Source organism: Sporosarcina sp. SG10008, from assembly GCF_044569405.1.
Lineage (GTDB): Bacteria > Bacillota > Bacilli > Bacillales_A > Planococcaceae > Sporosarcina > Sporosarcina psychrophila.
Map to the genome: position 1 here is coordinate 2,353,890 of NZ_CP172607.1, position 12,848 is coordinate 2,366,737.

The 12,848-nt window shown below is 38.4% G+C and carries 11 protein-coding genes; all 11 read right to left on the reverse strand.

Features of this window, described 5'->3' with window-relative positions; translation table 11 throughout:
• Positions 1-276: 276 nt before the first annotated feature.
• Positions 277-1,992 carry an ABC transporter ATP-binding protein gene (locus tag ACGLYD_RS11355; RefSeq protein WP_399627877.1) on the reverse strand — a complete coding sequence of 572 codons (1,716 nt, stop codon included), beginning with the start codon at positions 1,990-1,992 and terminating at the stop codon, positions 277-279.
• A gap of 125 nt (positions 1,993-2,117) precedes the next feature.
• On the reverse strand, positions 2,118-3,104 hold the full coding sequence (locus tag ACGLYD_RS11360) for an ABC transporter substrate-binding protein (RefSeq protein ID WP_399627880.1): 987 nt from the start codon (positions 3,102-3,104) through the stop codon (positions 2,118-2,120).
• A gap of 126 nt (positions 3,105-3,230) precedes the next feature.
• Positions 3,231-4,214, reverse strand: coding sequence for an iron-hydroxamate ABC transporter substrate-binding protein (locus tag ACGLYD_RS11365; RefSeq protein ID WP_067210817.1), 984 nt, complete (start codon positions 4,212-4,214; stop codon positions 3,231-3,233).
• A 101-nt stretch (positions 4,215-4,315) separates the two neighbouring features.
• Positions 4,316-5,335, reverse strand: a complete 1,020-nt coding sequence (locus ACGLYD_RS11370) for a FecCD family ABC transporter permease (RefSeq protein ID WP_370570007.1) — start codon at positions 5,333-5,335, stop codon at positions 4,316-4,318.
• 14 nt (positions 5,336-5,349) lie between these two features.
• Positions 5,350-6,405, reverse strand: coding sequence for an iron ABC transporter permease (locus ACGLYD_RS11375; protein WP_067210820.1), 1,056 nt, complete (start codon positions 6,403-6,405; stop codon positions 5,350-5,352).
• Between the two features lie 55 nt (positions 6,406-6,460).
• Positions 6,461-7,255 carry an ABC transporter ATP-binding protein gene (locus tag ACGLYD_RS11380; RefSeq protein WP_067210822.1) on the reverse strand — a complete coding sequence of 265 codons (795 nt, stop codon included), beginning with the start codon at positions 7,253-7,255 and terminating at the stop codon, positions 6,461-6,463.
• Between the two features lie 879 nt (positions 7,256-8,134).
• Positions 8,135-8,359: a helix-turn-helix transcriptional regulator gene (locus ACGLYD_RS11385; RefSeq protein ID WP_067210825.1), complete on the reverse strand. Its 225-nt coding sequence runs from the start codon at positions 8,357-8,359 to the stop codon at positions 8,135-8,137.
• A 10-nt stretch (positions 8,360-8,369) separates the two neighbouring features.
• Positions 8,370-8,846, reverse strand: coding sequence for a DUF2975 domain-containing protein (locus ACGLYD_RS11390; protein WP_399627885.1), 477 nt, complete (start codon positions 8,844-8,846; stop codon positions 8,370-8,372).
• Positions 8,847-10,149: 1,303 nt separating this feature from the next.
• On the reverse strand, positions 10,150-10,368 hold the full coding sequence (locus tag ACGLYD_RS11395) for a hypothetical protein (protein WP_187045271.1): 219 nt from the start codon (positions 10,366-10,368) through the stop codon (positions 10,150-10,152).
• An 18-nt stretch (positions 10,369-10,386) separates the two neighbouring features.
• Complete coding sequence (locus ACGLYD_RS11400) at positions 10,387-10,905, reverse strand: hypothetical protein (protein ID WP_187047930.1); 519 nt, start codon at positions 10,903-10,905, stop codon at positions 10,387-10,389.
• A gap of 27 nt (positions 10,906-10,932) precedes the next feature.
• Complete coding sequence (locus ACGLYD_RS11405; RefSeq protein WP_399627890.1) at positions 10,933-12,501, reverse strand: ribonuclease YeeF family protein; 1,569 nt, start codon at positions 12,499-12,501, stop codon at positions 10,933-10,935.
• Positions 12,502-12,848: the final 347 nt, after the last annotated feature.

The window sequence follows — 12,848 nt, forward strand, 5'->3', positions numbered from 1 at the left end:
TATTCATCCTTCGCGCTCCAAATGCATACGTACACAAAGTGCTAACGTTTTTCCGGACGAGAGAATAGCTGGGCTTCTAATCTGTGTAAAAGCCGCCAAAGATACAATTTTGGCGGCTGATGTCTTCTCCAGAGTCTTGTCTTTTTTATTTAAGAAAGAGTCTCTTTCTTATAGTCCATTGCATGATAAGATGCATACTCTTTTTTAAAAGTAAGTAAGGTACACACTGTAGAAAGTGCTAGAGTGTCATTTTCTTTCCATAGCTTGGGTTCTCTTTTACACACCAAATTGTGCTTCGTGTAGTCTATTATAAGCCCCTTTTAGATCGAGTAACTCTTGATGACTGCCTTGTTCTGTAATACCTTCCTCTGTCACAACAATTATCCGATCTGCATTTTTAATCGTTGCTAATCGATGTGCAATCACAAGTGTTGTACGCCCAATAGATAACTCAGTTAAGGCCTGTTGAATTGCGACCTCAGTTTCAGTATCAAGTGCTGATGTAGCTTCATCCAAAATGAGGATAGATGGATTTTTCAGGAACATTCGAGCTATAGATAGACGCTGTTTTTGTCCACCTGAAAGTTTAACACCACGCTCCCCTATCATCGTATCCATTCCTTCTGATTGAGAAAGAATAATATCTTCCAACTGAGCTCTTTTCGCCGCTTCCCATATCTCTTCTTCTGAAGCATCTAGATCGCCATATGCGATATTCTCTCGAATCGATCCGTCAAATAGAAATACATCTTGTTGAACAATTCCAATTTGGGCACGGAGAGAGGCAAGGGTCATTTTTCTAGTTTCAATTCCATCAATCAGTAAAGAACCTTCCTTTATATCGTAAAAACGAGGTAATAGACTACAAATCGTCGTTTTTCCAGCACCTGATGGTCCAACAAGGGCTACTGTTTCTCCAGCACGAATCGTTAAATTAATATGCTCCAACACATTATCTTTACCTTCATACCCAAACGATACGTCCTGGAACTTTATATTTCCTTCCAAATGTCCGACATCCATTGCATCCGGAGCATCTGCTACATCTGGCTCTGTATCTAGCATTTCAGTAAATCGCTTGAATCCAGCAATTCCTTTGGGATACATTTCAATAACACCATTGATTTGCTGAATCGGTCCTAAAAACACATTCGACAGTAGGATAAAGGCAAGGAACTCTCCGTACGTCATGTTTTTATTGATAACAAACCATGTTCCGCATAGTAGAACAAACAATGTGACAATTTTCATGAGAATATAGCTAATCGATGAATTCCAAGCCATAACACGATAAGCGATTAACTTTGAATCACGAAAACGAACGTTGTTTTTATTGAATTGAGCAATTTCATGATCTTCATTGGAAAATGCTTGAACAACGCGCATTCCACTCACATTATTTTCTACACGTGCATTAAAATCTGCAATATCCGTAAAGAAGCGGCTAAATGCTACAGACATTTTCTTACTGAAGTACAAAGAAAGACTAATAATAAGTGGAACAATAATAAAAGTGAGTACAGCTAATTCTGGGTTTATCGTGAACATAATTGCAAATGCACCAGTGAGTGTCATAAGTGCTATGAAGAAATCCTCCGGTCCATGATGCGCGATTTCACCAATATCCATTAAATCGTTTGTCATTCTAGAAACTAAATGACCTGTTTTATTATTATCAAAAAATCGGAACGATAACTTCTGTACATGCGTAAAGAGATCTTTTCGCATATCCGATTCTATATTAATGCCCAGCTTATGACCCCAGTAAGTGACAACATAATGGAGAGCTGCACTGATAATATAAATTCCAAGTAACGAGACACACCCCCATAGAATCCAGGTCCAGTTTGAGCTTGGTAATAAATCATCCACTACACGATGGACCGCTAGTGGAAAAGCTAACTCTAGTAATGCGGCAATGACTGCACAGGAAAAGTCCAAAATGAAAAGTTTTTTATATGGTTTATAATAAGAGAAAAAACGTTTTAGCAATAGGTATCACGTTCCTTACATTATTGTTTTTGTGTGGGGCCTTCATCAACTATTCACTTGGTGAAAATGTTAAGAGGCTAGGTCTGACATCAAGCCCCATACAGAACTAGCCTACCCTTTATGAATTATTTTTCGTTCTGTTTCTTAGCGACAAGCATATCCGCTACTTCTTCCGCTTGTGCTAACACAGCAATCGGATCATATGGCCAAAACCGTTTTCCATCAAGATAGAAAACATTATTCTTTTTGACTGCATCTACAGATTCCCAAACAGGATCCTCTTTATCTAACGTACCACCATGTGATTGATCGAAAAAGATATAATCACCAGCATAATCAGTCAGTACTTCAAAGGAAACTTGTTTGAATGTCTCCCCAGCATCTATTAACTCTGTTTTAATACGCTCCTGCGGAGTTAACTGAAGATGCTTGTAGATTGCTTGTCCGCCTCGATAAATGCCATCACCATAGATGTACGAGTCTTTACCGAATGCGCCGAAGATAGAAACTGTTTCTCCCTCTCCCATTACCGCCTTGACTTTATCTCTTTGTTGTTGAATTTTCTCATCAAAAGAAGTCAGCCATTCTTCTGCTTCTTTGCTTTTGCCTAGCATCTCCCCAATTGCTCTTACTTCCTCGTAAGCATCGCTATATGTTTCGTAGGGAATAATCACAGTAGGTGCCATTTTGGAAAACTTCTCAAATGTGCTTTTTTCAGAATCCGCACTAATAATCAAATCTGGATTTAAACCCAATATTGTTTCCACAGCACTCTCGCCGGTACTCTCAATACCAGTTATCAAATCCTGTATATGTACGTTCTCAAGATCTGTTTTTGTTGCACCAACAGGTTTTTCTCCAAGGATAAGTAGTGTAGGTAAATAGCTATCTACAACAATCCTTTTTGCGTTTGCCGGTATTTCAATATCGCCGTGAATTGTTTTAACAATTCTTGTTTCTGGTTGTTCACTTTCAGCCTTATCATTCTTTGCTTCTTCCGTACCTTTCTTAGTATCTGATGTTTGACTGCTCGAACTTCCACAAGCAGCAATCATTATAGTAAGTATAACGAGTAATAGACTAAAGATAAGTTGAGATTTATTCTTAAACATTGATATCCTCCTTATTGATAACGATTTTCATTCTCAATGGCATATAAAAAAATATAGCCAACTACGTCAATTTTAACGTGTTATTGTTTAAAATTGGAGTTGATTATATTCTCTTCTATACGAGTTTTACTTGGTAAGTGATTCTACAACACCATCAATAATTTGAGTATTAGCAATCGGTCCTGAATATAACCAGCTAGTCTCAGCGGCATATTCATAAATATGTCCATTTTTCACGGCCGGTATATTTTTCCATACTGGATCCAGTAACATTTCTGCGCCATTTCCTTTATCACTATTAATCAAGAAGATATGATCTGCATCTAGTTCAGCTAATCGTTCTAAGGAAATCTCCGACCAATTTCCTGTAGCGGTGCTTGAAATTTCTTTGACTACATTTGGAGTTGAAAGACCAAGATCACCGTATAAGACAGCTCCACTGGATACATTTTCGCTAACTATAAAGAATGTATTATTAACGAGCCAAACAGCTGCAGCTGATTCAGAGCCAATCGAATCCTGTATAATCTTCTTTGAGTCCGTTGCTTTTTTCTCATATTCTTCTAATACCTGTTTTGCTTCATCCGTTTTCTCGAAAATCTCACCTACTTTTAATAATTTTTCGCGCCAATCACTGTTATTCTCTACTTCAAGCACATATGTAGGCGCAATTTTTGAATACTGCTCGTATTTCCCCCCCTCCACTGCTTCCGCAGAGCTCATAACGAGTAAATCCGGAGAAAAGCTTGTCACGACTTCAAATGGAAGGTCATATGGAATTGTCGGTACGTCTTTTAAATAGTCTTGTAAATAATTTTGAATCGATGCGCCGTCATTTACTGTCCACTGTGCAAGAGGCGTAATATCGAGTGCTACTAAATTATCTTCTAAATAAGAAGCAATAATACGCTCAGGTTTTGCAGGTATTGTCACTTCATGCCCCATTGCATCTGTTAGTATTCGTTCCGTTGAAAGCTCTTCAGCTGCCTGTTCTGTTTTGGTATCTTTGGTTTTGGCACCATTTTCACTAGTGTCGCCACACCCAACTAAAGTTAGTGATAGTGCTAGAAAACTAGACATGATTACAGTTCTTTTTTTATTAGTTAACATCGATTCATTCTCCTACTATTCGTTTTTTATCAAAGAAATAACAATTCTATAGAGTACAATAACTTCATAAGGATTTTTACACAGACGATGGCTCAGATACATCAATCTTTCAAGCGTGACAATAGGTAAAGGAAGTACGGTGCCCCAATAACAGCGACGACAATTCCTGCTGGTATCTCTGATGGCTGTAGTATCCAACGACCAAGTGTATCCGCAACAAGGACTAACAACCCCCCGGTCAAAGCTGCAGCTGGTATTAAAAATTGATGTCTAGATCCGACTAATTGACGTGCCAAATGAGGACCAATCAGCCCTACAAATCCGATACCACCACTAACTGACACGCTAGCTCCCGCTAATCCAACAGCTGCAGCAAGTAATATACGCCGCTCTTTTTCAATCGAGGCACCTAAGCCAGCTGCTGTTAAATCTCCTAAATTTAGTACGTTTAATACACGTGCTTTCGAAAATACAAATGGTATTAAAACGAGGATCCAGGGCAACAAGGACAGCACAAATTTCCAATTTGACCCCCAAATACTGCCCGCTAACCAAGTAGCAACAAATTGATAATTCTCTGGACTTAAGCGCAGTGTTAAAACAATCATGACCGAACTAATACCGGCCGCTACTGCCACACCCGTGAGCAGTAGCCGCATAGGTGAAATTCCCTCATGTCGTTTATAAGCTAACGAATAAATGATCACCGCTGTTATTCCTGCTCCTAAAAACGCTAAAACAGGAAGTAAAAAGACAGGTGTAGCTGTAGTTGATGGGAAAAATGATATAAATAGCATGACAGCTAGCCCAGCACCTGCGTTAATCCCCAATATGCCCGGATCCGCCAAAGCATTACGGGATATCCCTTGTAGCACACAGCCCGAAACTGCTAGTCCCATCCCTACCAATACTGCAATAACTATACGAGGTAATCGAAATTCAAATAGAATGAGGTGTTGCTTCTCCGTTCCAAACCCAAACAACGTTCGGATCACTTCAAGCGGTGTCAATTTAATAAAACCGGTATTCATGCTAATCATGAAAGCAACGACAATGAGCAATCCAAGAACACCGATAATCATCAGATTTTTAGTCTTTGCCCGATGTTGGTTCTTTGTCATATTAATCTTTTCTTTCATAGTTCTTTTCCTCCTTTTCGTGCAAGATACAGGAAGAACGGAACCCCGATTAACGCAATCAATGCGCCAATTGGTGTTTCATATGGAGGATTAATCATTCGTGCTCCGAGATCAGCCAAAACTACTAAAAGACCACCCAGCACAATTGAACAAGGAATAATCCAACGATAATCATGACCAACTAGAAAACGAGTAAGATGAGGAACGATTAATCCAACAAAACCAACTGCCCCTACTACAGAAACAGCAGCTCCAGCTAGGATTAGCACAATAATCATCCCAACTAGTTTAATCGTCTTTGTTCGTTGTCCTAGTCCAATTGCTACTTCTTCTCCAAGGCTTAAGAGTGTGATTGAACGTGAAAGAATCAGTGCACCAATCATTGCAACGATAATCCATGGGGTCATGATTTGGAGATGAACCCATTTCGTTCCCGATACACCGCCAGCATACCAAAAGGCTAAATCTTGCCCAATACGGAAATAAAGGGCAACTCCTTCGCTAAGTGCTCCTAACAATGCGCTTACTGCAGCCCCAGCAAGGACAAGTCGCATTGGAGTCAAACCGCCTCGTGACATCGAGCCGACTCCATACACGATTCCAACACCTAAACCAGCACCTAAAAAGGAATACATGATTAAGTACATATATGGTAGGCCGGGCAAAAAAGCAAAACAGAGTGCCAGCATAAATGCAGCACCTGCATTTAAGCCCAAAAGACCGGAATCCGCTAGTGGATTCCGAGTCATCCCCTGCATAAGTGCACCAGCTACAGCAAAACATGATCCAACCATTGCAGCACCAAGAACGCGCGGCATGCGTATTTCTCGAATAATTTGATGCTGTGTTAGATCAGGATCAAAATGAAACACAGCCGTCCAAACAGTTGCTAACTTAATGTCTGCAGCTCCAAATGAAATGGATAGACCAATTGCAACAAGTAATGCAAACATGCCTCCGAATAAAACAACAACAGCCACAATTGGATGTGAGTGTTTCTTAATTTCTGTTAGCTTTTCTATCTCGGCAGAAACCTCTGCTGAAGCAGACATACATTTTCCTCCCCAAAACGAACTTACAAACGGCATACCTCATTGAGAAAAAGGTTTACCGTTCCTTCTGACACAATTGATACGATAGACAAATTGGATTTTCACTAAATGGACAAGTTGTAATCCTGGCGTCTATGTTAAATACAAGCTGTAAATTAGCACAAGTCATCACTTCTTCTGGTGTCCCCTCTTTTACTAATGTGCCATCTTTCATGGCAATCAAATAATCAGAAAAACGGGATGCATGATTCAAATCGTGAAGAACCATGACAATTGTCCGGCCTTCCTCCTCATTAAGTCGCTGTAGGAGAAGTAAGATATCGAGTTGATGCGCTAAATCTAAATATGTAGTCGGTTCGTCGAGAATTAGAATTTCAGTGTCCTGCGCAAGCGCCATCGCAATCCACACGCGTTGCCTTTGTCCACCTGATAATGCTTCAACAGGGCGATCCTTAAACTCATTTAATCCGGTTACTTCAATTGCCCAGTAAATATACTCATAATCTTCCTTCTTTAATGAACCAAAGCCACTTTGGTGCGGGAAACGGCCATAGGAAACCAATTCAAATACAGTAAGTCCCCCTGGAGCGTTAGCTGACTGTGGCAAAATCGCCATCTTCTTGGCTACTTCTTTCGTTTCTAACTGATGGATTGCACGTCCATCAAGATAGACCGCACCGCTTTTCGTTTTCAATACGCGCGAAATCGCTTTCAATAAAGTAGATTTCCCACAGCCATTCGGACCAATGATCGTAGTTATCTTTTTTTCAGGAATAGACACACTTAATTCATCAATTATTAGTGTGCTTGAATAACCAATCGCAACTTGATCTACTGTAATAGCTGACATTTTCAGTACTTCCTTTCTATATGTAATCGTATCGATTGATTAAGGTTTCTTTCCTTCTTTTACTTTTCTAAGGATTAGTTATACGTTAAATTTAATTGATAACGATTATCACTCTCATTTATATACTAGATACTTTTTAGAAGATTGTCAACAGCTTACAGAAGTTAAAGTGAGATTAGTTTTTTGGTGCAGTATTTGATTGTAGTGGACCTTCAATAATCGCATCGTTACGGGAGGTGGAGGGCAACGTTGATTGTCTTAAATTTGGATTTCTTTTTATAAATGAATACGGCGTATGCGCTTTACAAGGACTTTTGGGAGATCACTGAAAAAGTCCCAATACTTAGAACTAATTAGAATTCCCGCCAATACCGCTTGGACGCTTTGTGGATGCCTCCCGCGATAAGCCAGAAAGAAGACCGCTTTCAGTCTTATCGCTCCGGCTACCACGAAGACGCGCTTTGCTGGATGGTCTATGTGAGAAAGTGCATTTCATAATTTGTGATAAGATCTGCAACCTGGAGTGCGTCTTTATTGAATATAATTAATAACAACTAGTAATCACCTTATAATCTCAGCATGTACATCTCAAAATCACATTTCTCTCGATAATGAACACCCTAGCGAAGGCGCGGTAAAGACATCTCCAAAGTGCCAACTGTTCTACAATCCACACCCCGAATTACAACTCTCCCCTTATTGAGCGCCACAGCTTCAATGGGATTCTTTAATTCAACATATATAGTATATTTTCTTTAATATAAATAAGGATAACCTTGCCGATATAGCAAGGTTATCCTTATTTAAAATATATGCAATTACCATCAATTCGTTTATATGGAGGTGACTGCGGGAGTCCTCCAGCGTCCAGAGGCTCTATCAATTAAGCATCGTGTCTTCATCACTTTTGTATTCTAAAACATCTCCAGGCTGACAGTCTAAAGCCTTACAAATCGCCTCTAAAGTCGATAGTCGAACCGCCTTTGCCTTTCCATTTTTCAATATAGAAAGATTAGCCATCGTAATTCCAACCCTCTCCGAAAGTTCCGTAACGCTCATTTTCCTTTTAGCCAGCATCACATCAATATTAATTATAATTGCCATTGTTATCACCTCAGACTATTAAGTCATTTTCCGATTTTATATCAATCGCTTCTTGTAAAAGTCTTTGAAGAACAGCAGCGAATACTGCGATTACCATTGAAGCAAAGATAGGAACCATTCCTATTATTATGAGACCTGGAGCATCGTCTAGATCCGCTATAAGATAAACAAATGGGATAATTACAACATACAAACCACTGATTGACATTGCACAAAACTTAATTTTCTTCAGAGATTTGACAGATAGTTCAGAGAAAGATTGGTTCTTGTCAATATAGCTTAAAAGTTTAAAAGCCTGATACAATGCAAAGAAAAACGGGATAACTGATACATACATGCCTATTAAAATGGGATATAGTATGTGGGCATAGTCTTGATCTACTGGATTATTAGTTAACCAAGGTAACCCGAATATGCACAAAGCAAGAACTGGGATTCCAATAAGAAATACAGCTATCTTTAAAAAAAGTGTTGAACCTTGTTTCATAAAAAAACACCTCACTTATTTATTGTTAATTTTATTTTAGCACACTTTTTATCGTTTAACAATAAAATATTATCATTTATTACCACATTTTTATCGTTGTATGAATTTCCTTTTAATTTTAGACATAGATAAAAAGCATTTTTCATTACAAAGAAATGCTTTATAACTTAATGTATTCAATTTATAACTTGTTCCATCCAGTTGCCGTTGGAAACAAAAATGGATTTTACATTTTCTCTCGCTCATAAGTATCTTCCATATAGATCATTATTAATTACTATATCTGTATATGCGCCTTTCTAATTTTCAACCATTACAAAATCGATATCCTGTAGTTTCAACTAACTTTTCTCGATACCAATCATTGGTTTGTTTAGATAACATGAAGCATGTGTAGCAATCCCTCATATGTCTACTGTGTATATAACGTAAGCGTAAAATATAATCCACACCTATTTGGAAGTAGCTGATCAAAACATTAATATCTTCTGTATCTACATTGGCTAGTTGTTCAAACAGAATTGTGAGTTATGTAAAAAGGTCATGGAAAAATTGCATCTCCTCCTTGTCCTTTCAACGAGTCCTTCGACTGCGGTCTCGATTGCTTTCATTTCATTTTCCAAACGATTTAGCATGGTATTATTCCGCCGCAAGCCATCGTGGAAAGGGCCGGTTCTAATTACATTTACAATGAAATCATTTGAAGTTGGGTTTACTCGTAATCGGTGGATTACCCGTCCCCTTACCACCAACGGTCCCCAAAGATTTTTTTTGGAGCTACTGCCTTCATGCCATGCTAACCGTTTAAAATCAACGACATTTTAGGTTATTGCGTTTATGATATCATTTTCGGTTTCAATGGCACATCCGTATTCACCAGAAACACTATAAGGATACACACAAAAAATCAGCCATTTGAACATATGGCTGATTATCGTTCTAACTGTAGGAAAGTGCAATCTATGCTTTGAATTAATCCTGGTACGACAACCCAGTTTTTAACCAATAGTTTTATCCCTGAAAAGTCACACCATTTATTACAATTTGCGAGGCACGGAATGGGATATTTATGTTTATCATTTCAATATATGGCCCTAAAATGGCGTAGAATGACTCCCATTTACTATCAACTTATTCGTATTTACCATTCTGTTCTGAATAAAGGATACCTGTGTTAAAAAAATACCTGGTATTAACACAATTCGGAATTGTATCAGAACTAGGCGCCTTAATTTATCAAGCTTTTTTCTTAAAAGTAGTAATTCGTTTATTTTTTCATAAGTTGTTCAATAGGATTAAAAATTCACTTTTTCATTGATTCGATAATTTGTGAGGTACCACTGAATATGATATCACGCATAACCTCGCTATAATTAGAGTACTCAGTAATATTAGTCATAATTATATCTAGAGTTTGTTTGAATTTACCATCAATCATTATTGTAATACCCTCAACCTCTTGATCTGTTTCACCATTAATAAATTTCTCATTTAACAAATTTAGTTTATTGTCTTGTTCCAAAGGTATTTACCCCCTTTCCTAATTATCATTACTTTCCTCTTTCAGAAAATAGTTTTTGTTATTTATCATCCAGTACGTTTCTTCATCTGGAACCTTGTCTAAGAATTCTTTATACATTCCTGACCATCCTTCAGGAACATAGCTTTCAAAAGAAGCTGGTTCAGGAAAACAAGAGAGTAATATTTTATTATCAAAATCAACTAATAAGGCTGGCATAAACTCAAGGTAATTATTATTAACTCCTGTAATAGTCTCTTCCGAAATTAGTATTATATTTCTTAATTCACTTTTACTTACTTCAAATTCGCTTATCTCATTAAAAAAATCCTCAGCTGAGTTTTCATCTAACACAGCTATATTAAAACGATCTGAATAATCAATCTGATTGGTAGATTTATATCCCTTATTTAAAAATGCATTATCTAATTTAGTTAGGTCTAAAAACCAGTAATCTTTCTCAGTAACATACCATTTCCAACAACTTTTAAATAAGACGGCCACAATAATATTTTCACCGTACTCTATTTGTACTTTCAAAAAATCACCTTCCACAATTGAATTATCCTAATCATCAATATCTTTTATTATTCTACCATTCTCCCCATATTCCTCAATCCATTCAGACCATATAGGTAGAAATTCATATGAGTCACCTGGAGTAGACGGATCAACAGTTTTAGGTGCATTACCACCTTGATTTAATGGGTTTTTCTTATAACCTCTCTGTGGAATTGCAGTTTCTTTAACAAACTCATCAAGCCAATCAGGAATATCAAAAGCAACTATTTCTCCACCAGGGCGCTTTTCATTAAGGAAATATTTAGCGTGTTCAATATCTCCAGTACTTATATTAACATTAACGTCTTTCTGAATGCTGATACTTCCATCGTCTTTTTTGCTAATTCTCTTCATACTGGCCTTAGGAGGTGTTCCTCCTTGCACACGATAATACGTAATGTCTGTTCTAGTTCCCTGCCCTGTATCTTTCCCCGTACCCTTACCACTAACATTTTCAACTTTCTTTGGACTTATCCCATTCACATTATACTGTTTTTCGCCATCAACGATCTGTATTTTTCCCCCAGTTTCCACTGGGAGTTTACCACTTTCCCCGACTTTTAAAATATCATGCCCAGTATCCGCCAATTTCAGAGGCTTAACAAACGTGAATAATGCTGCTTCAAACCTCTCTTTTGCACTTGCATCGGGACTTAGCATGGTACCAATATCTCCTAAGTAAAAGTCATATGTTGCCATGCCATAAGGAGCGAATCCATCTATAGTCCCAGTACCATTTCCGCCTAAAACCTTACGCTTCCCCTCAAATGTCATCAAATATTCACCCGTATTCGGATCGATTGCGTAGTCATTCACAGGATTAGCCACATGTTGTTCTTTTTCCATTGCGGCATAGAGTGCCTTCAATTGCTCATCTTCAGAAGTATTCGCCCCTACTAGATTGCCAAGTTCATCACCGGATACTTGTCCCCCATTTACGCCGTCCATCCCGGCAGTCCGTTGTGCTAAATCTGTCTGAAGAGTATTTTTCGATGATAATGCTGCCCATTTATCCATCGGAAAGTCGATGGCCGTCACACCGTCAGTGAACAATCCTTCGATATCAGAAATCCATGTCTCCATCGTCTTCAGGTCATTCTCAATCCCTATTAAAGCCCTCGTCTGGTTCGCATCAAATTCATACAAATCGGCAATCGTTCGATCCCGTTTCCTCCGAGCATCCCGAACCCCCTCCTGGACATCACTATCATTCAAATGTGGAAGGGCAACGATATCGGCGACCTGATTCATAATGTCGTTCGCTTCGTCGGTGAGACTGCTTGTCAGTTGTGAAATTTCTGTAAGTCCGGCTTCAACTTCTCCTTCAAGGAATGTTTCACGGATGAACCCGTTCGCATCCGGCTCCAATGCATCAAGTGCAGAATCCATTTGGGTGAGGACATTTACGTAAATGCTTTTGAATGTCATGAAAAACTGTAAGAACGGCAGGTGGCACTCCGCATAAAATGCACGGATTGCGTCACCACCTTGCCCTTTCAATGAGTCTTCCATCGCAACGAGTCCTTCGACTGCGGTCTCGATTGCATTCATTTCATTTTCCAAACGATTCAGCATGGTATTATTCCGCCGCAAGCCATCGTGGAATGGGCTAATATTTACTACTTTCATAGCTCCATCGGTATATATGAAAATGAACCTATCAAATACATAAATCTGTATCTTCTCTTTGATAGGTTCCAAGGCATTTTATATTGTTGAATTTCTGATGAAGATCAGTAAAGTCTACATCATTTTCTATGAAAAGCTTTGTAAGTACATCCAGTTCATTTTTTTCATAATTACACTATCAGAAGTTATCTCGTTTAGAACTTGTCTACCGATTCGTTAAACAAATGATGCAGGCAGTAAATAAAGTAAATCGAATTGTTTCGGCGCTCAAGAGGGGATTCAAAAATCGACAA

Bases quoted from the DNA above. Each gene is read 5' to 3' on its own strand.
- ACGLYD_RS11370 (WP_370570007.1), bottom strand. From the start codon at position 5,335: ATGACAAAGAACCAACATCGGGCAAAGACTAAAAATCTGATGATTATC.
- ACGLYD_RS11380 (WP_067210822.1), bottom strand. From the start codon at position 7,255: ATGTCAGCTATTACAGTAGATCAAGTTGCGATTGGTTATTCAAGCACA.
- ACGLYD_RS11360 (WP_399627880.1), bottom strand. From the start codon at position 3,104: ATGTTTAAGAATAAATCTCAACTTATCTTTAGTCTATTACTCGTTATA.
- ACGLYD_RS11390 (WP_399627885.1), bottom strand. From the start codon at position 8,846: ATGAAACAAGGTTCAACACTTTTTTTAAAGATAGCTGTATTTCTTATT.
- ACGLYD_RS11365 (WP_067210817.1), bottom strand. From the start codon at position 4,214: ATGTTAACTAATAAAAAAAGAACTGTAATCATGTCTAGTTTTCTAGCA.
- ACGLYD_RS11405 (WP_399627890.1), bottom strand. From the start codon at position 12,501: ATGCTGAATCGTTTGGAAAATGAAATGAATGCAATCGAGACCGCAGTC.
- ACGLYD_RS11385 (WP_067210825.1), bottom strand. From the start codon at position 8,359: ATGGCAATTATAATTAATATTGATGTGATGCTGGCTAAAAGGAAAATG.
- ACGLYD_RS11375 (WP_067210820.1), bottom strand. From the start codon at position 6,405: ATGTCTGCTTCAGCAGAGGTTTCTGCCGAGATAGAAAAGCTAACAGAA.